The 17042-nt window shown below is 72.4% G+C and carries 20 protein-coding genes; 5 read left to right on the top strand and 15 right to left on the bottom strand.

The annotated features are described in order from the left end of the window. Window positions 1–227 precede the first annotated feature (227 nt). The 5 genes from CHC05_RS29740 to CHC05_RS29720 all read right to left on the bottom strand — a co-directional run bounded on the left by CHC05_RS29740 (window position 228) and on the right by CHC05_RS29720 (window position 3552). On the bottom strand, window positions 228–980 hold the full coding sequence (locus CHC05_RS29740; RefSeq protein WP_089253909.1) for a maleylpyruvate isomerase family mycothiol-dependent enzyme: 753 nt from the start codon (window positions 978–980) through the stop codon (window positions 228–230). A 117-nt stretch (window positions 981–1097) separates the two neighbouring features. Next, window positions 1098–2072 (bottom strand): NAD(P)-dependent alcohol dehydrogenase, encoded by a 975-nt coding sequence (locus CHC05_RS29735; protein WP_089253908.1) that lies wholly within the window; start codon window positions 2070–2072, stop codon window positions 1098–1100. After that, window positions 2069–2293 (bottom strand): helix-turn-helix transcriptional regulator, encoded by a 225-nt coding sequence (locus CHC05_RS29730; RefSeq protein ID WP_089253907.1) that lies wholly within the window; start codon window positions 2291–2293, stop codon window positions 2069–2071. The genes CHC05_RS29735 and CHC05_RS29730 overlap by 4 nt, the downstream gene beginning before the upstream one ends. Continuing rightward, complete coding sequence (locus CHC05_RS29725) at window positions 2287–2715, bottom strand: hypothetical protein (RefSeq protein WP_089253906.1); 429 nt, start codon at window positions 2713–2715, stop codon at window positions 2287–2289. The genes CHC05_RS29730 and CHC05_RS29725 overlap by 7 nt, the downstream gene beginning before the upstream one ends. 93 nt (window positions 2716–2808) lie before the next feature. Continuing rightward, a complete protein-coding gene (locus CHC05_RS29720; protein WP_089253905.1) occupies window positions 2809–3552 on the bottom strand; it encodes an SDR family NAD(P)-dependent oxidoreductase in 744 nt (247 codons plus the stop codon). Between the two features lie 127 nt (window positions 3553–3679). On the opposite strand from CHC05_RS29720, the gene CHC05_RS29715 reads away from it, so the two are divergent. Beyond that, the gene (locus CHC05_RS29715) at window positions 3680–4654 is read left to right on the top strand and encodes an aldo/keto reductase (protein WP_089253973.1); all 975 of its coding nucleotides are present in this window, start codon (window positions 3680–3682) and stop codon (window positions 4652–4654) included. Here the strand turns inward: CHC05_RS29715 and CHC05_RS29710 are convergent. The 5 genes from CHC05_RS29710 to CHC05_RS29690 form a co-directional block, all read right to left on the bottom strand. Continuing rightward, on the bottom strand, window positions 4651–5736 hold the full coding sequence (locus tag CHC05_RS29710; protein WP_089253904.1) for a WD40/YVTN/BNR-like repeat-containing protein: 1086 nt from the start codon (window positions 5734–5736) through the stop codon (window positions 4651–4653). The genes CHC05_RS29715 and CHC05_RS29710 overlap by 4 nt on opposite strands. Then, window positions 5729–6232 carry an RNA polymerase sigma factor gene (locus tag CHC05_RS29705; RefSeq protein ID WP_245871281.1) on the bottom strand — a complete coding sequence of 168 codons (504 nt, stop codon included), beginning with the start codon at window positions 6230–6232 and terminating at the stop codon, window positions 5729–5731. Before CHC05_RS29705 ends, CHC05_RS29710 begins: the two co-directional genes overlap by 8 nt. Before the next feature lie 63 nt (window positions 6233–6295). Further along, window positions 6296–6937, bottom strand: a complete 642-nt coding sequence (locus tag CHC05_RS29700; protein ID WP_089253903.1) for a hypothetical protein — start codon at window positions 6935–6937, stop codon at window positions 6296–6298. A 44-nt stretch (window positions 6938–6981) separates the two neighbouring features. Then, a complete protein-coding gene (locus CHC05_RS29695) occupies window positions 6982–7689 on the bottom strand; it encodes a transglutaminase domain-containing protein (protein ID WP_089253902.1) in 708 nt (235 codons plus the stop codon). A 7-nt stretch (window positions 7690–7696) separates the two neighbouring features. Then, a complete protein-coding gene (locus tag CHC05_RS29690; protein WP_089253901.1) occupies window positions 7697–8623 on the bottom strand; it encodes a carbohydrate kinase family protein in 927 nt (308 codons plus the stop codon). 244 nt (window positions 8624–8867) lie between these two features. Between CHC05_RS29690 and CHC05_RS29685 the strand changes: the two genes are divergently transcribed. Then, the gene (locus CHC05_RS29685; protein ID WP_089253971.1) at window positions 8868–9926 is read left to right on the top strand and encodes a lytic polysaccharide monooxygenase auxiliary activity family 9 protein; all 1059 of its coding nucleotides are present in this window, start codon (window positions 8868–8870) and stop codon (window positions 9924–9926) included. Window positions 9927–9959: 33 nt separating this feature from the next. Here the strand turns inward: CHC05_RS29685 and CHC05_RS29680 are convergent, their stop codons facing one another. The 5 genes from CHC05_RS29680 to CHC05_RS29660 all read right to left on the bottom strand — a co-directional run bounded on the left by CHC05_RS29680 (window position 9960) and on the right by CHC05_RS29660 (window position 13457). Then, a complete protein-coding gene (locus CHC05_RS29680; protein WP_089253900.1) occupies window positions 9960–10847 on the bottom strand; it encodes an MBL fold metallo-hydrolase in 888 nt (295 codons plus the stop codon). Beyond that, window positions 10844–11263, bottom strand: coding sequence for a thioesterase family protein (locus CHC05_RS29675; RefSeq protein WP_089253899.1), 420 nt, complete (start codon window positions 11261–11263; stop codon window positions 10844–10846). Before CHC05_RS29675 ends, CHC05_RS29680 begins: the two co-directional genes overlap by 4 nt. A 75-nt stretch (window positions 11264–11338) precedes the next feature. Next, window positions 11339–12724, bottom strand: a complete 1386-nt coding sequence (locus tag CHC05_RS29670) for a PH domain-containing protein (protein ID WP_089253898.1) — start codon at window positions 12722–12724, stop codon at window positions 11339–11341. A gap of 4 nt (window positions 12725–12728) precedes the next feature. After that, the gene (locus CHC05_RS29665; RefSeq protein ID WP_425426862.1) at window positions 12729–13118 is read right to left on the bottom strand and encodes a PH domain-containing protein; all 390 of its coding nucleotides are present in this window, start codon (window positions 13116–13118) and stop codon (window positions 12729–12731) included. A 141-nt stretch (window positions 13119–13259) separates the two neighbouring features. Continuing rightward, window positions 13260–13457, bottom strand: a complete 198-nt coding sequence (locus CHC05_RS29660; RefSeq protein WP_089253896.1) for a hypothetical protein — start codon at window positions 13455–13457, stop codon at window positions 13260–13262. A 255-nt stretch (window positions 13458–13712) separates the two neighbouring features. Between CHC05_RS29660 and CHC05_RS29655 the strand changes: the two genes are divergently transcribed. The 3 genes from CHC05_RS29655 to CHC05_RS29645 all read left to right on the top strand — a co-directional run bounded on the left by CHC05_RS29655 (window position 13713) and on the right by CHC05_RS29645 (window position 16791). Next, window positions 13713–14864 carry an AAA family ATPase gene (locus tag CHC05_RS29655; protein WP_425426860.1) on the top strand — a complete coding sequence of 384 codons (1152 nt, stop codon included), beginning with the start codon at window positions 13713–13715 and terminating at the stop codon, window positions 14862–14864. 77 nt (window positions 14865–14941) lie between these two features. Continuing rightward, window positions 14942–15844 carry a DUF58 domain-containing protein gene (locus CHC05_RS29650; RefSeq protein WP_245871287.1) on the top strand — a complete coding sequence of 301 codons (903 nt, stop codon included), beginning with the start codon at window positions 14942–14944 and terminating at the stop codon, window positions 15842–15844. Beyond that, the gene (locus CHC05_RS29645; RefSeq protein WP_089253895.1) at window positions 15841–16791 is read left to right on the top strand and encodes a VWA domain-containing protein; all 951 of its coding nucleotides are present in this window, start codon (window positions 15841–15843) and stop codon (window positions 16789–16791) included. The genes CHC05_RS29650 and CHC05_RS29645 overlap by 4 nt, the downstream gene beginning before the upstream one ends. Window positions 16792–17042: the final 251 nt, after the last annotated feature.

Genomic DNA, 17042 nt, shown 5'->3' with positions numbered 1-17042 from the left:
CTGCTCCCGGCCCGGCGGACCCACTTGGCGGGGGCGAGCCCGCAGAGCCGGACTGCGCCGATGCCTCAAACGGCACTGTCGCATCACCCGAACCCGCACCGCAGCCGGCGGCGAAGCCTGTCAACAGCAGCCCACATATGCCTCCCGCGGCGATCCGGCCGAAGTCCGTCAGCACCATCCCCATCACGGTTGGACCCGGCTGACGAGGATGGGGTTCCGCCAACTCCCTACTGGGTGGCGATGGTGATGCAGCTGTGTAGCTCTGCCAGCGCCTCCGGCGCCCCCGCGACCGTCACCTCGGCGCCGACCTGGCGGTGCCACACCCAGCGCAACAGCTCCGCCGGTGGGCCGCTGATCGTGACCTCGGCGTCGGGGGCATCACCGTCTTCGACGGCGAACGTGGCCGGGCCTGTGCGGACGCGCCAGGCCGCCCCGTCGGTGTGGACGGCGAAGAGCCGCCCCGGTGACGGATCGAGGGTCGTCTTGAAGGCCTCGCTCCACTCCCCGACGGAATAGGCGACGAAGACCTTGAGCAACTCGTCGACTCCGTCGACGGCCAGGTCGTCGGGGATCGGTGCGACCGGTTGCCCCGCGCCCAGCTCGGCGTCGATGCGGTGGACGACCGTCTCCTGCGCCATCCGGCGGATCCAGAAGCCGACGGTCTGGTCCGGCGCGTACCAGGAGCCGGCCCGGTCCGTCGGCGCGTGCGACTCGAGCTCGTGGCGTAGCTCGGCATAACCGCGGTCGAGCAGCGATAGCGGCTCTTCGGCGGCTAGCTCGGCCGGTGGCCACTGCGCCGGCTCGGCACCGTCGCGGATGGCGAGGGTCTTGTGGAGATAGACCTCGCCGACGTGCCGGGTCAGGTCGGCGACCGTCCACCCAGGACAGGTCGGCACCGCTCCGGCCGGGTCGAGCTGAGCGACCGTGCGCAGCCGGCCGAAATCGGCGGCCAGGCATTCGAGGTAGCGGGAGTTCTCCATGCCCGGCAGTCCATCACAGGGGTACGACATCAACCGCCGCCGTCGCGGCCGCGACGTTGACAAGGGTCCTTTCCGCTGCGAAAAGCGTTAACAAGGGACCCTTGCTTCGCCCGCGGGCTAGATCGTTACGACTACCTTGCCCGCGGGGTGGCCCTGGGCCAGGTAGCGGATCGCGTCGGGTGCCTCGGCCAGCGGGTATACCCGGTCGATGACCGGCTTGACCTTGCCCGCCTCGATCAGAGTCGTCACCTCGTCGAGCGACTCCGAACGTTCCCGGCCGACCACTCCCCGCACCCGCGGCCCCGTCGACATCGACACGAACGGCGCCCGCAGCTGTCGCGTGTAGCCGCCGAGCAAGCCGCCCGCGTCATGACCGCCGCCGGCCAGCACCACGATCCCGGCCGGCACGACCGCTCGGCGCAGCAGGGACAGCGGGCGGCAGCCCGCGGTGTCGATGACGGCGTCGTACACCGCGCCGTCGCGGTCCACCTCGGCCGACGTGTAGTCGATGACGTCGACCGCGCCCAACGAACGGACCAGGTCGGCCTTGCCGCGACCACATACCCCGGTCACCACGGCACCGAGAGCGACGGCGATCTGGACCGCGTACGCGCCGATGCCGCCCGCCGCCCCGATCACCATCACCCGCTGGCCGGGCTTCACCGCGGCCACGTCGCGGACGCCCGCCAGCGCGGTGACGGCCGAGATCGGCACGGCGGCGGCCTGGGCGAAAGAAAGGCTGGCGGGCTTGCGGGCCAGCAGCTTGACCGGCACGGCCGCGAACTCCGCGTAGCTGCCGGACCCGGTCGTCCCGTACACCTCGTCGCCTGGGGCAAACGAGGTCACCCCGGGGCCGACCGCCGAGACCACGCCCGCCAGGGCCCGACCGCGGACCGCCACCTTCGGCCGCCTGAGACCGAAAGCGGCCCGAGCCGCGTACGGCTGCCCGGTCATGTTGATCCACACTCCCGGATCGACCCCGGCCGCGCGCACCGAGACCACGACGGAGCCTGGGCCGGCCTCCGGGGAGGCCACCGAGCGGAGGGACAGGACGTCGGCCGGGCCGTACACGGATTGCGCGATCGCTTTCATGAAGGCTCCTCGGGGTATTGGAAGACGTCGTCGAGTGGCACCTTGAACACGCGGGCGATGCGGAACGCCATCTCCAGGGAGGGCGAGTAACGGCCCTGCTCGATGGCGATGAGGGTCTGGCGGGTCACGCCGATCCGGTCGGCGAGGTCGGCCTGGGTCATCTCGTCGTGCTCGAACCGCAGGGCGCGAATGCGGTTGGTCACGCGGGTCGGCTTCACCACTCGGGCACGCCGGCCCGGTAGACGATCACCTTGGCGATGCCGCCGACCACGGCGGAGAGCACGAAGCCCAGGTAGATCACGTTGGCGATCCAGAACGGCGCCCACTCGGCCATCGCCATCAGCATCGCGGCGACCGCGCCGATCACCATGAACGGCTGGGCGATGTGATCGCCGAGGCGGCTGATCTCGCGGTCGCGGTCGTCCTTGACCTGCGACGCACGCGGGTTGGCGATCGCGAACAGGATCTCCGCGACGATCGCGGCGGCGATGCCGGCGCCGACGGTCCACAGCAGCGGGGCGGCATAGTCCACCTCCGCCAGCGGCAGACCGTCGGCGCGGCCGAGCACCACGACCAGGTAGACGCCGTAGCCGACGACGGCCACGACGAGTCCGATCCAGGCCCGTCTCTCTTCGAGGGTCATCGACCCACTCCTTCGCGGCGGGGGTGTACAAAATCTTTGACACCACGAAGGTAGCGAATCTTTTACCTCATGTCTACAAAGTTTTACACCAGCTCAGATAGTGAACCCACCGTCGACGTTGACCGTCGCGCCCGTGATGTAGCGGCCGCCAGCACCAGCCAGGAACGCCACCGCCGCCGCGATGTCGGCCGGCTCGGCATAGTGCCCCAACGCGGTCAGCCCGTTGACCGCCGAAGCGTTCGGCCCGTCAGCCGGGTTGAGCTCGGTGTCAGTCGGCCCCGGGTTGACCAGGTTCACGGTGATCGCCCGCGGCCCCAGCTCACGCCCGAGCGCCTTGGTCAATCCGATCAGGGCGGTCTTGCTCATCGCGTAGAGGGCGAACCCCGGGAACACCGCCCGCTCCGCCACGTTGCTGCCGATGTTGATGATCCGCCCGCCGGCCGCCATGTGCCGAACGGCGGCCTGCGTCGCCAGGAACGGCGCCCGGACGTTGACCGCGACGGTCCGCTCGAACTCGGCCATCCCGAGCTCCCCGAACGGGCCGAGCAGGAACGCACCGGCGTTGTTGACCAGGATGTCCAGCCGGCCCAGCAACAAGGCGACCCGGTCCACGGCGGCTACCAACGCGGTCGCGTCGGCACTGTCGACCTGGACGGCGACCGCTCGCCCGCCCGCCGCCACGATCCGCTCGACTATCTCGTCCGCCCGCCGCTGGTCCTGCTGGAACGTCAGCGCCACCGCCGCGCCCTCCCCCGCCAGCCGCAGCGCCACCGCCGCGCCGATACCCCGTCCGCCGCCGGTGACCAGGGCGACCTTGCCGTCAAGTGTGTTGTCCATGGGGAAGAGCTTGATCGAGAACGACGCACCAGTCTGGCGCCGATCGGACGCCGCGTTCCAGGGTGATCTGCTTCTCAATCAGGCCAAATCGGTCGTACGCGCCACCCCGCGGGTGTGGGCTTTGAAGATGCGGACCACGACACTTGGCCGGTCCGGGCTGGCGGTCTCGCGCATCGCGTTCGGCACCTGGCAGCTCGGCGGCGACTGGGGCAGCTTCGACGAGTCGGGGGTGATCGCGACCATCCGACGGGCGTACGAGCTGGGCATCAACCTGTTCGACAGCGCACAGGGGTACGGGTACGGCACCGCCGAACAGGTGCTCGGCCGCGCGCTGCGGTCGGAGCTCCGGGCCGACCGGGAGTCGATCGTGCTGGCCACCAAGGGCGGCATCGACCCGGCCGGCAAACGGACCCGCGACGCACGCCCCGCCCACCTGCGCTCCGGCGTCGAGTCCAGCCTGCGGGCGCTCGGCGTCGACTACATCGACCTGTACCAGGTGCACTGGCCGGACCCGGCGACGCCGGCCGAGCAGACCGCGACCGCGCTGCAGGAGCTGGTCGACGAGGGCAAGATCCGGCATGTCGGGGTGTCCAACTACGACGTCGCGGAGCTGAGCGCGTTCGAGGCGGTGCGGCCCGTGGAGACGCTGCAGTCGCCGCTGCACCTGTTCCAGCGGGAGATCCAGGACGAGATCCTGCCGTACGCCCGGCGCCTCGACATCGGGATCCTCGCCTACAGCCCGCTCGGCAGCGGCCTGCTCACCGGCGCGCTGAACGCGTCGACCCGGTTCGACGAGGACGACTGGCGGGCCAAGTCGAGCGCGTTCTCCGGCAACACGTTCATCAAGAACCTGGAGATCGTCGACCACCTGGCCATGTTCGCGGCCCGCCGGTCGATGACCGTCGCCCAGCTCGCCGTCGCGTGGGTGCTCGCCCAGGAGGGCGTACACGTGGCGATCGTCGGTGCCCGGCACGCCCGCAACATCGAGGCGGCCGCCGAAGCGGCCGACCTCACCCTGACCGAGGACGACCTGGCCGAGATCGACAAGATCACCCAGGGGGCGACGCCCGCGCTGGGCAACACCCCCGAGGGGCCGCGCTAGGGCACCTCCTCGAACTCGTAGCCGTCCTCCGAGACCCACGTCCGGGGGTCGGCGCCGACCGTCGACGCGACGTACGCACCGTCGATCGACGTGTCGAAGGCGACCCCGCCGAGGTCGGTGAAGCCGGGTACGGAGAAGGTCCGGCCGGCGTCCGTGCTGAGGAACACGCCGCCCGGCGTCGACAGCCACAGGATGCCGGAGCGCGTGGCGAGCAGCCGCCCGTCGCCCGGCCCGCGCCGGACCGTCGCCGTCCTGGTCCAGGTCGCGCCCCCGTCGCGGCTCGAGAACACCTCGAACGCGTCGTCGCCGCCGTAGAGGGCGTACAGGTCGACGCCGTTGGCGCTCGTGACGTCGAGGAACCCGTCGTCGCGCGGCAGACGCTGGACCTGCCACGAGCGGCCGAAGTCACCACTCACCGCGGTCGACAGGCCGCGGCCGCCGTCCTCCTCGAAACCCACCATCCACATGGCCCCGCCCCCGTCGAACGACCGCGCCTCCTTCAACGGTTGCGCCGCCGCGACGGGCGCGAGCACTCCCCTTCCCGGCCGGACGACCAGGACCTGGGAGCCGTCGACGTACGCCAACTGGTCCGTCTGGGTCGTCGCACGGCTCTCGAAGGTGGCCTCGAACCACGTCCGTCCCGCGTCGACAGTCATCCACCGGTTGGTAGCGGTCGCGACGACGACGGTCGTGTTGGCCGCCGAGACGACCTGGCGGTCCGCGCCGTCCGGCCCGGGCGGAGGCACCAGCGACCAGCTCGCGCCGCGGTCGGCGGAGACAGCGAAGTGCGCGCGGCACCCTCCGGTGTCGCAGGTCTCCGTGAGCTGGTAGAGGTGCCAGATGTCCCCCGCGACGACCAGCGTCGTGGCAGTGCCCCGGTAGGACGCCCGGTCGGGCGGCGGGCTCGCGGTGCCGCCGGCCAGGCCGACCGCCACGCCTCCACCCGCGAGCGCCACCACCGTCGCGGTCAGCGCGCCCAGCCACCGGCGCCGCCGCCGGGCCCGCCGGAGCACCTCCTCGAAGCGGGGCTTGAACACCTGCCGGGTCTCCTCGCCGAGACCCACGAGGTCGAGGTCAGGCACGGCTCTCCTCCTTGTCACCGAGCCGGGCGGCCAGCGCCCGGCGGCCGCGCATCAGGCGGGACTTGACCGCGTCGACGCTGCACCCCTGCGCCAGCGCCACCTCGGCGATCGCCAGGTCGGCGATGTAGTGCAGGACCAGGCACTCGCGTACGGGCCGGGGCAGCTCCTGCAGCGCGGCCGCCAGGGCGACCCGGTCCGGCGAGATCGGCGGCGTGCTCTCCGGCCGGCGCAAGCGTCCGGAGTGGACGATGCGGTCGAGCAGCAGCCGGCGCCGGAACCGGGTGCGGGCGATGTTCATCGCGACCGTCCGCAGCCACGCCTCCGGGCTGGCCACCTCGCGGAGCCGGGCCGGCCGGCTCAGTGCCCGGGCGAACGCCTCGTGCACCACGTCCTCCGCCTCGGCGAAGTCACCCGTGAGCCCGTAGAGCACGGCCACGAGGCGACCCGCCGAGGCCGCGTAGATCGCGCGGAGATCCGTCTCCCCGTCCACGGTCACCTCGATTCACCGTCGTCGTCATCTAGTCAGACCATCGACGGCGGGCGGAGGTGGCGGGTCAGTTCATTGTTCCGCCGCCCGGCGGGCGCGGGCCGCCGCCAGCGCCCGCTCCATGTCGTCGTCCGCGTCGGCGTCGGCGATGCCCTCCTCGAAGTACTCGCGCGACGTCCCGTGCAGCAACAGGACGATGACGGCGGCCGAGGCCAGCATCAGTACGAGCTCGATCAGCTGCTGGGTCAGCGGGTACCAGCGCGGCACGATGCGCCACCGCAGCGGGCCGCCGGACAGGTCGCTGGCGACGAACAGGATCTGGCCCATCAGCGACGCCGACAACAGACCCACCGTCGCCCACCGGGCCCCGCTGAGCGGACCCCGTAGCGCCAGCAGCACCGGCACGAGCAGGGCGGCGAGGAGAACGCCGGCGACGATGCTGTAACCCAGCACGTCCCGCGTCTCGTACACGGCGGTCTGCACCTCGCCGACGAGCGCGCCGAACTGCTGCTCGGCCTCGTCCACGTGCGGCGTGACGATCACCGCGACCAGGGCCCGGACCACCGAGACGAGCGCGATGGCGACGAGCGTCCAGGACGCGATCCGGACCAGCCGGGGCCGGGGCGCGACCGCCACGCTGCGGCAGCGGGGGCACAGGACGCGGCCGCCGGAGTCGGTCCAACGGTGCCAGCCCAGCCGACAGAAGAGTGCCATGACCGCAGATTGTCGCCAACCGGCCCGCGGGGCGCGTCCACCGATCAGGTCGTCGCCAGCACCAGCCGCGGTGCGCGGATCCGGTGGTCGCTGGCGTAACGCTCGACCAGCTCCCGCGCTGCCACCGCGTCGCCCCGCGAAACCGAGACCAGCAGGGCCGCCAGGTCGTCGATCACGTCGAGACCGTCGACCAGGTCGGGACCCATCGGACCCCACTCGTCGGTGAGCCGCACCTCGGTGCCGTTGACGTGGGCGAGGTCGCGCAGCACCGCGTCCCGCAGGGCCGCCCCGCCGCCGAAGCGGGCCGCGTCGAGCGTTCCGGCCCGGTAGGCGAGCCAGGCGTCGCCGGGGAACACGAAACCGGTGGCGCCCGGCACGCGTGGGTCGGTCGTCAGCCAGCGCCGACCGTCGTGATAGGACACCACGACGTGCGCGGCGTCGCCGAGGTAGGGCGCGAACCCGACGCGGGATCGGGCCGGCAGGCTGCGGTGGCGCAGCGCCGCGACCATCAGCAGAGCCGCCGACCGGCAGGTGCCGCCGACCGGACGGCCCCGCGGGACCCGGAGCCCCTGCCCCGGATACCGCGCCTGGTCGGCGTCGAGCAGGTCGACGAGCCGGGCGTGGTCGGCACCGGGCGTGCCGGCGCCGCCGACGACGTTGCGCACCACTATCCCGAGCGCCTCCACGTCGGCGGGCAGGTGGTCCAACAGCGCCGCGTGGCGCCCGGGGTCGGTCGCGTAGGTCTGCGTCACCCGTCGATCATGCGCCGAAGCGCTCGGCCACCTCCGCGCGGGTCGGCATGGCCACCGCGCCACCCGGCCGCTCGCAGACCAGCCCGGCCACCTGGAGCGCGTAGGAGACCAGCCGGGTCCAGCCGTCCACAGTGCTCGGCGAACCGTCGGCCAGCAGCCCGGCGATCAGCGCCGCCATCACCGAGTCGCCGGCGCCGGTCGCGTCGACCGCCTCGACCACCGGGGCCGGCAGCTCGACCCGCTCGTCGCCGAACGCGACCAGCGCGCCCGCCGCACCGCGGGTGATCACGACCGCGCCCGCACCGAGGGAGAGCAGGTCGCCGGCCACCGACGACAGCGACAACCCGGGATAGAGCACCGCGGCGTCGGCGTGGCTCAGCTTGACCAGGTCGGCGGTCCCGCAGAACTCGTCCACCACCGACCGGAAGTCGTCGACGTCGGCCGGCGTCGGCAGCAGGGTCGGCCGCACGTTGGGATCGAAGACGCGCAGGCCGCCGGCGGCCGACCAGGCCGACCGGGCGGCGCGGAGGAACTCGGGGTGCAGCAGCACGATGGAGCCGCAGTAGACGACGCCCGAGCCGGCCAGCAGGTCCGGCGGCACCTCGGTCAGCAGCGAGTACGAGGGCGGCGAGCCGTAGAAGCGGAACTCGGGGTCGGCGCCGTTGAAGGTGACCACGGCCAGCGTGGTCGGCACCGGCACCCGCACCACCGCGCGGTCGCCGACCCCGGCGCGGGTGAGGAAGTCGAGGATCCGCGTACCCAGGGCGTCGTCGCCCAGCGAGCCCGCGAACGACACCTCGCCGCCCAGGCGGGCCACCCCGACCGAGACGTTGAACGGCGCGCCGCCGATCGCCTGCCGGAACACCCGCTCGCCGGCCACCTCGCCGTCGAGCAGGTCGATCAACGCCTCACCGAGCACCACCGCGTATGCCATGGGGTGCATCTTCGCAAGCCCGCCCTTGCCGGCGTACCCCCCGTCGTGGTCCGATATTCACGCCGGGCAATACACGCGGATGGCGCCGCCCACCACACGGGTGCACAGGTGGGTCAGCGCGCGCCGCGGCATGCTCGCGAGCCCGCGCTCCCCGAGTCGACTCCGGCGCGCCAGACGCGCCGACTCCCCGAGGAGCAATCCCGTGAGACTCATCCGCAGGGCCGCGGTGTTCGGTGCCGCCGCCATGCTCGCCGCCGGCCTCGTGTCGGTGGTCAGCCAGCTGCCCGCCCAGGGACACGGCACGCCGATGTCACCGGGCAGCCGCACGTTCCTGTGCTGGAAGGACGGCCTGTCGCAGCAGGGCGACATCCAGCCGCACAACCCGGCCTGCACCGCGGCCGTCCAGCAGGGCGGGACGAACCCGCTCTACAACTGGTTCAGCGTGCTGCGCTCGGACGCCGCCGGCCGGACGGTCGGCCTCATCGCCGACGGTCAGCTGTGCAGCGGCGGCAACGCCACCTTCGCCGCGTACAACCAGGCCCGCAACGACTGGCCGTTGACCCACCTGACGGCCGGCGCGCGGTTCGACTTCAAGTACAGCAACTGGGCACACCACCCGGGCACGTTCTACTTCTACGTGACCAAGGACAGCTGGAGCCCGACCCGGGCGCTGGCCTGGAACGACCTGGAGTCGACGCCGTTCCTCACGGTGACCAACCCGCCGCAGAACGGTGGACCGGGCACCAACGAGGGGCACTACTACTTCAGCGGCAACCTGCCGTCCAACAAGAGCGGGCGGCACCTGATCTACTCGCGCTGGGTGCGCTCCGACAGCAACGAGAACTTCTTCGGCTGCTCGGACGTCACCTTCGACGGCGGCAACGGGCAGGTCACCGGCGTCGGCCCGGGCAGCGAGAACCCGACCGACCCGGGCGGCCCCACGCCGACAACGGGCCCCACGCCGACCCCGACCGCTGGGCCGACCACGCCCGCACCGAGCGGCGACTGCATGGCGGTCTACAAGATCATCGGTTCGTGGAACGGCGGCTTCCAGGCCGAGGTCGAGATCATGAACCACAGCACGCGGACGTACGGCGGCTGGACCGCCTCGTGGGCCTGGCCGTCCGGGCAGACGCTCGCGCAGGTCTGGAACGGCACGTCGACGGTCTCGGGGACGAACGTGACCGTACGCAACGCGAGCTGGAACGGCTCGGTCGCGCCGAACGGCCGGACGACGTTCGGGTTCCTCGGCACGCACAGCGGCACCAACACGCTGCCGGCGGTCACCTGCGTCGGTTCGTGACGTGCGTGAAGGGGGGCGCCGGGGCGCTCCCCTTCACTCCCCGTCGAGCAGCGTGTAGGCGCGCTTGACAGCCACGTGGGCCGCCGCGCCGAACGGGGCGCGGCGGGCCAGGTCGTCGACCCGGGCCCGCTCGGCGTGACCGTTGCGGATCAACCACTCGAGTTCCGTGAGCTCCTCGTGCTGGCCCGTGACGAAGCCCTGGCCGACCGGTGCGCCGTGCCCCGGCACCACCACCGTCTCCGGCGTGGTGAGCCGCAGCAGCGCCGCGACCGTGCCGGGCCATTCCAGCGGGTACGCGTCGCCGAAATCGGGTGGCCCGCTCTCCTCGACCAGGTCACCGGCGATCACGACGTCGGCGTCGGGGACGTGCGCGACCAGGTCGCCGGCCGTGTGCCCGCGACCGAAGTGGGACAGCACGACGACGCGCCCACCCAGGTCGAGCGCGGCCTCGGTCAGGACGATCTCGTTGGGCGGCAGCACGGCCACGCGGGCCACCTCGTCGGCCAGCTCCGGATGGGAACCCGCGCGGACGGCTTCCCAGGCGGTGCGGCGGGCCGTCTCCTCGTGGCCGAGCAAGCGCGCGGTCTCCTCGTGCGCCCAGATCCGGGTGTGCGCGGCCGCGTCGGCGCCGGGGTCGCCGAAGGTCGGGAACGAGTCGCCCGCCGGCTCCTGCCGGGCCAACGTCGCGTTGCCGAACGCGTGGTCGAAGTGGTGGTGCGTGTTGACGATGGCCCACGGCGCGCGCGTCACCCGCCGCGCCGCGGCCAGCAGCTCGGCGGCCTGCGCGCCCGTCGACAGCGTGTCGACCAGCACGGCGGCCTCGTCACCGACCACCAGCGTCACGTTGACGTCGAACACCGGGTAGCGCAGCACGAAGACCCGGTCGGCGATCTCGACGAACGCCGGTGTGGACGAGCTCATGAGCCGTCGACGGCCCGCTCGACGAACCGGCTCCGGTCGAGGAAGATCCGCTCGACCCGGCCCTCGGCGACGATCGCCGTGCCCTCGCGGCCCGGGCCGTCGGTGACGGTGACCTCGAAGAGGAGCTTGCGACCGTCGACTTTGGCCAGTTGCGCCACCGCGAACACCGTGCGGCCGATCGCTGTCGGTAGTCGGTGGTCGAGCTCGACCCGCGTGCCCACCGTGGTCATGCCGGTCGGCATGCGGGTCGCCGTCGCGGCGACGGTCGCGGCCTCGACCAACGCGAGCACCCGCGGCGTCGCGAGCACCGGCACGTCGCCGGAGCCGAGCGCCTGCGCGGTGTCGGAGTCGGTGACGGTCAGCTCCACCCGCGCGCTCAAGCCCGGCGCGAAGGGCGCTTCCGTTTGCTGCTCCATGACCCACAGAGTAGGCGCTCCGCAACGCTCAGGCTACGAGCCCCGCCAACCTGTGGATAACCATGGATGGGCTGCTCATGTGCTGGGCAGCGGGGCGGTCCCCGGGTCCAGCGCCGGTGCCGGAACCACCACCGGGCCGCGGTCCGGAGCCGCCAACCGGGCCACCCGCCCGCGCTCGGCGAGCTCGGCGGCCAGCCACCAGGCCTCGGCCAGGTCCCGGTCGCGCAGCGCCGCCGAGCGCCCCCGCGCCGTGTCCGCGTAGACGGTGGCGACACCGAGCAGGCGTTGCAGCGGGCCCTGGACCACCCGGACGCTCTGGATCCGGGCAAACGGGACCATCATCACAGTCCGGGTCAGCAGCCCCTCCCGCGTCGCGACGATCTTGTCCGTCAGCGCCACGCCGAGCTTGGGCCGGGCCAGCGGGTGGAACCAGCGCGTCCGTTCCGGTGGCGGCTGGAACGTCAGCGCGCCGAGCACCACGCCGGGCAGCACCGACGCGGCCACCCGCTCGGCCACGTCGGCCGTACCCACCGGAAGCAATCGGTCTGTCTCGTTGCCGTTGCCGTTGTCCTGGCCGGCCACGCCGGCGACGTCGAGGGTCAGCCGCAGCCAGCCCTGGGAGCGCCAGAGCAGCGGCCAGGTCGCGGTCACCCCCTGCACCCGGTCGACCGGCACGGTCTGCGAACGGGTCTCGACCAGCCCGAACCGCAGCCGCAGGGCCGTGTCGTCGCGCGACAGCCGGAAGTTCCAGTCGCTCAGGATCCGCCGGACCGGCTGCAGCAGCACACCGGCGATCGCGGTCAGCGTGCTCGCCACGCCGATGAACGACCAGGACGGGTCGAACCCGAACTGCAGCACGACGAACGCCACACCGATTGGCAACGACAGGGCCTGCGGGGTGAGGAGCTGGCTGATCACCAGGTCCCGGTTCTGCACGGCGAGGAGCAACGGACCATCACCGGGTACGCGCACCGGCGCCACACCGGCGACCTCGGTCGCACCGTCGGCCGGCGCCACCGGCCGCCCCGCGATCGCCAACAGCCGGTCCCGCAGGGCCGCCGCGTCCGCCAAAGACAGGTAGGCCAGCGGCGCCTCGGTCTTCCCGCCGCCGACCACCTCGAGCCGAAGCTCGGCGAGCCCGGTGAGCTGGGCCAACAGCGGCCGGACCACCTCGACGGACTGGAGCCGCTCCAGCGGGATCGCCCGGGTGCGCCGCCACAGCAGGCCCTCATAGACCCGAAGCTCGTGGCCGACCACGTGGTAGCCGGTGTTGTACCAGCTCACCACCGACATGATGATCGCGCCGACGAGCAGCACCAGCACCATCAGGGCGAACCAGCCGATGCCGACCTGGCCCAGCGTCTGCCAGGACAGTGCCACGACGATCACCACGAGCGCCTTGGCGCTGCGCAGCAACGGGCTCAGGGGGTGGAGCCGGCGCCGCGGTTCGTCGATGACCACCGCCCTACAGCCCTTCGGCCCGGTCTTCGCCGAGCGCGGTCAGCCGGTCACGCAGCCGGGACGCCTCGGCGGGGCGCAGGCCCGGCACCCGGGCGTCGCTCGCCGCGGCGGCGGTGTGCAGCTGCACGGTGGCCAGGTCGAAGACGCGCTCCAGCGGGCCGGCGCTGACGTCGACGAACTGCATCCGCGCGTACGGCACGATCGACAACCGCCGGACCACCAGCCCGTGGCGCACCAGCAGGTCGTGGTCGCGCTCGGCGTACCCCCAGGCGCGCACCGCTCTGAAGATCGACCAGAACCGCCACAGCATCAGCACCAGGACGGCGCCGAAGGCCAGCCCGAGCGGCCAGAGGCCGAAGATGCCCCAGAGGATGCCGAGCGGCACCAGCAGCATGGCCGCCATCGCGCCCCACCGGATCAGCTCGACCCAGATCAGGTCACGCGAGACCGGCTGCCAGTCGACGGTGTCGGGCCAGGGCTCCAGGGGGCTGGTCGGCCCGGCAGCGGCGATATCCACCCCTATGAGGGTAGGGGATCACCGGAAGGGCGCCACCTCACGGAGGAAGCCGCGACGGTCGAGAAAATCGGCCAGGCTCTCGCGGTGCTCCTCGCAGGCGAGCCAGACCTTGCGCCGCTCGGGCGGATGGATCTTCGGGTTGTTCCAGCGGACCTCGTAAAGCGCCTCACGCCGGCAGCCTTTGGCGGAGCAAACAGGCTCGATCTCGGCGTCCACCGGACTCAGTCTACGGCTGGCGCGAAGAGAGTTAGGGCCGGGCGACCACGGGGGAAGTCGCCCGGCGTGGAGGAATCGTACACGTGACGTTCCCCTCTTTGTCTACCCGTGTATCCCGGGACGTCGCCGTGAGCCGAATCCGGTTCTGCGCGCACGCCGCGCCGGTCGGCATGGAAGGCTTGTACCGCGCTCCCAGGTTCGCACCTCATGATGTGACCGAGCGCCGCCGACACGAGACGCGACTGTGGAGGACCCGTGGCCCAGCCGACCGCACCCGACGCCCCGCAACCCGACGCCCCCAACGGCGCCGGGCCGGTCATGCCGACCGGCGGGCAGCCGGGTGACCCGCCGGCGACCACCCCGGCCCAGGACGCCACGCTGCTCGAGAAGGCGCTCTTCGAGGTCAAGCGGGTGATCGTCGGCCAGGACCGGATGGTCGAGCGGATGTTCGTCGCGCTCCTGGCCCGCGGCCACTGCCTGCTCGAAGGCGTACCCGGTGTCGCGAAGACCCTTGCCGTCGAGACGCTCGCGACCGTCGTCGGCGGCACCTTCGCCCGGGTCCAGTTCACCCCCGACCTGGTGCCCGCCGACCTGGTCGGCACCCGGATCTACCGCCAGTCGAGCGAGAAGTTCGACGTGGAGCTCGGGCCGGTGTTCGTCAACTTCCTGCTGGCCGACGAGATCAACCGGGCGCCGGCCAAGGTGCAGTCGGCCCTGCTCGAGGTGATGTCCGAGCAGCAGGTGTCGATCGGCGGCGAGACCCACCGGGTGCCCAACCCGTTCCTGGTGATGGCCACCCAGAACCCGATCGAGCAGGAGGGCGTCTACCCGCTGCCCGAGGCGCAGCGCGACCGCTTCCTGATGAAGATCCTGGTCGGCTACCCGTCCGACGCCGAGGAACGCGAGATCGTCTACCGGATGGGCGTCAAGCCGCCCGAGCCGGCCGTCGTGTTCAGCCCGTCCGACCTGGTCTCGCTGCAGGCCAAGGCCGACGGCGTGTTCGTGCACAACGCGCTGGTCGACTACACGGTGCGGCTGGTGCTGGCCACCCGCAACCCGGCCGAGTCCGGGGTGCCGGACCTGGCGCAGCTGATTCAATACGGCGCCTCGCCGCGGGCTTCGCTCGGCATCGTCCGGGCCTCCCGAGCGCTGGCGCTGCTGCGCGGCCGCGACTACGTGCTGCCGCAGGACGTGCAGGACATCGCGCCGGACATCCTGCGGCACCGGTTGGTGCTCAGCTACGACGCGCTGGCCGACGACGTGCCGGCCGACCACATCGTGGCGCGGCTGATGACCGCGGTGCCGATGCCGTCGGTCGCGCCGCGGCAGCAGGCCACTCCGACCCCTGGCCCGGCGCAGCAACCGCCGCAGCAGACCACCGGCGCCTGGCCGGGCCGCCTGCCGTGACCGTCGACCCGCCCCGCCTCGGGTCCGGGCGCGAAGCCCGGATCGCCGGCACCGGTCAGGCCGGCACCGGCGGCGGCGTGGCGACCGCGCGGGCCGAGCAGGTGCTGTCCCGGCTCCAGTTGCTGATCACCCGCAAGCTGGACGGGCTGCTCCAGGGCGACTACATCGGCCTGCTGCCGGGTCCGGGCACGGAGCCGGGCGAGTCCCGGGAGTACCGGCCCGGCGACGACGTGCGCCGGATGGACTGGCCGGTGACCGCGCGGACCACTGTGCCGCACACCCGGCAGACCGTGGCCGACCGCGAGCTGGAGACCTGGCTGGCCATCGACCTGTCGGCCAGCCTGTCGTTCGGCACCGCGCAGATGCTCAAGAGCGACCTGGTCGTGGCGGCCGCGGCGGCGGTCACCCACCTGACCGTGCGGGCCGGCAACCGGATCGGCGCGGTCGTCGGCACCGGCGGCGGCCACACCGCGCGACTGCCGGCCCGCCCCGGGCGCAAGGAGGCGCAGGGGCTGCTGCGCGCGATCGCGCGTACACCCATCAAACCGGGCCGGACCGACCTGGGCGCCCTGGTCGACATGCTCAACCGCCCACCGCGCCGCCGGGGTCTGGCCGTGGTGATCTCCGACTTCATGGCGCCGCCGGCCGACTGGGGCCGGCCCTTGCGCAAGCTGGCCGTGCGGCACGACGTGCTGGCGATCGAGGTGGTCGACCCGCGCGAGCTCGAGCTGCCCGACGTCGGCGTGCTGGTGATCGCCGACCCGGAGACCGGCGCGCTGCACGAGGTCTACACGGGCGACGCCAAGCTCCGCGCCCGTTATGCGTCCGGTGCCGCGGCCCAACGCTCCGCCATCGCCTACGAACTGCGCGCGGCGGGTGCCCAGCACCTGCGGCTGCGTACCGACTCCGACTGGCTCCTCGACATCGTCAGGTTCGTCGCCGCACAGCGACACGCACGCACCCGGGGTACGACACGATGATCCGCTTCCTGCAACCGTGGTGGCTGCTGGCCATCGTGCCGGTGCTCCTGGTCGCCGGCGCCTACGTCTGGCGTCAGCTGCGCCGGCGCGACTACGCGATCCGGTTCACCAACGTCGAGCTGCTCAAGTCGCTGGCGCCGCGCGGTCTCGGCTGGCGCAAGCACGTCTCGGCGGCGGCGCTGCTGCTGAGCCTGCTCGGGCTCGCGCTGGCGATGGCGCGGCCGTCGATCGACCGCGAGCTGCCGCTGGAGCGGGCGACCATCATGCTGGCCATCGACGTGTCGCTGTCGATGGAGGCCAGCGACGTGGCGCCGACCCGCCTGGAGGCCGCGCAGGTGGCGGCGAAGCAGTTCGTCCAGGAGCTGCCGCCGACGTACAACCTGGGTCTGGTGTCGTTCGCGAAGTCGGCCAACGTGCTGGTGCCGCCGACCAAGGACCGCTCCGCGGTCAGCGCGGCGATCGACGGGCTGACGCTGGCCGAGGCGACCGCGACGGGTGAAGCGGTCTTCACGTCGCTGGACGCGATCCGCTCGGTGCCGGCGGACGGTGCCAACGAGCTGCCGCCGGCCCGGATCGTGCTGCTCTCCGACGGCTTCCGCACGGCGGGCCGGCCGATGGAGGAGGCCGCCAGCGCGGCGCAGGCGGCGAACGTGCCGGTGTCGACGATCGCGTTCGGCACCGACAACGGCACGGTCGACATCGGCGGCCAGCTCCAGCGGGTGCCGGTCGACCGGCTGGCGCTGGCCCAGCTCGCCGAGTCGACGAGTGGTTTCTTCTACGAGGCCGCGAGCGCGGCCGAGCTCAAGCGGGTGTACGAGGACATGGGCAGCTCGATCGGCCACCGGGTGGAGCCACGCGAGGTCACCCACTGGTACGCGGGTTTCGCGCTGCTCTTCGGCCTGATCGCGGCGGGCCTGAGCCTCGTCTGGTCGTCGCGGTTGCCTTAACTCTCAGTTGGTGTTGTTGACGAGCATGGCGATCACGAACACCCAGAGGGCGGCGAGGGTGAAGCCCAGCGGGGCCACGTAACGACGGTTCATCACGGCTCTCCGATGCGAGTTGGCGGGGCTTGTGCGGAATCGCGGCGGGGGAGAGTCGCAGCCGGACGGCGTCACGCGTACGCCGAGCACGCATGGATGCGGGCGCGGCGCGGCGGGGTGCCGGCAGGCGGAGGTCTGGCTGTCGTGCGGTCGCGGCT

Source organism: Asanoa hainanensis, assembly GCF_900188485.1.
GTDB lineage: Bacteria > Actinomycetota > Actinomycetes > Mycobacteriales > Micromonosporaceae > Asanoa > Asanoa hainanensis.
The sequence above is the reverse complement of the archived record's forward strand: the minus strand, read 5'-3'. Positions and strand labels throughout refer to the sequence as shown.

Bases quoted from the DNA above. Each gene is read 5' to 3' on its own strand.
- CHC05_RS29715 (WP_089253973.1), top strand. From the start codon at position 3,680: ATGCGGACCACGACACTTGGCCGGTCCGGGCTGGCGGTCTCGCGCATC.
- CHC05_RS29740 (WP_089253909.1), bottom strand. From the start codon at position 980: ATGGAGAACTCCCGCTACCTCGAATGCCTGGCCGCCGATTTCGGCCGG.
- CHC05_RS29675 (WP_089253899.1), bottom strand. From the start codon at position 11,263: ATGGAGCAGCAAACGGAAGCGCCCTTCGCGCCGGGCTTGAGCGCGCGG.
- CHC05_RS29665 (WP_425426862.1), bottom strand. From the start codon at position 13,118: ATGCTGCTGGTGCCGCTCGGCATCCTCTGGGGCATCTTCGGCCTCTGG.
- CHC05_RS29735 (WP_089253908.1), bottom strand. From the start codon at position 2,072: ATGAAAGCGATCGCGCAATCCGTGTACGGCCCGGCCGACGTCCTGTCC.
- CHC05_RS29725 (WP_089253906.1), bottom strand. From the start codon at position 2,715: ATGACCCTCGAAGAGAGACGGGCCTGGATCGGACTCGTCGTGGCCGTC.
- CHC05_RS29645 (WP_089253895.1), top strand. From the start codon at position 15,841: ATGATCCGCTTCCTGCAACCGTGGTGGCTGCTGGCCATCGTGCCGGTG.
- CHC05_RS29685 (WP_089253971.1), top strand. From the start codon at position 8,868: ATGCTCGCCGCCGGCCTCGTGTCGGTGGTCAGCCAGCTGCCCGCCCAG.
- CHC05_RS29700 (WP_089253903.1), bottom strand. From the start codon at position 6,937: ATGGCACTCTTCTGTCGGCTGGGCTGGCACCGTTGGACCGACTCCGGC.
- CHC05_RS29690 (WP_089253901.1), bottom strand. From the start codon at position 8,623: ATGGCATACGCGGTGGTGCTCGGTGAGGCGTTGATCGACCTGCTCGAC.
- CHC05_RS29680 (WP_089253900.1), bottom strand. From the start codon at position 10,847: ATGAGCTCGTCCACACCGGCGTTCGTCGAGATCGCCGACCGGGTCTTC.
- CHC05_RS29720 (WP_089253905.1), bottom strand. From the start codon at position 3,552: ATGGACAACACACTTGACGGCAAGGTCGCCCTGGTCACCGGCGGCGGA.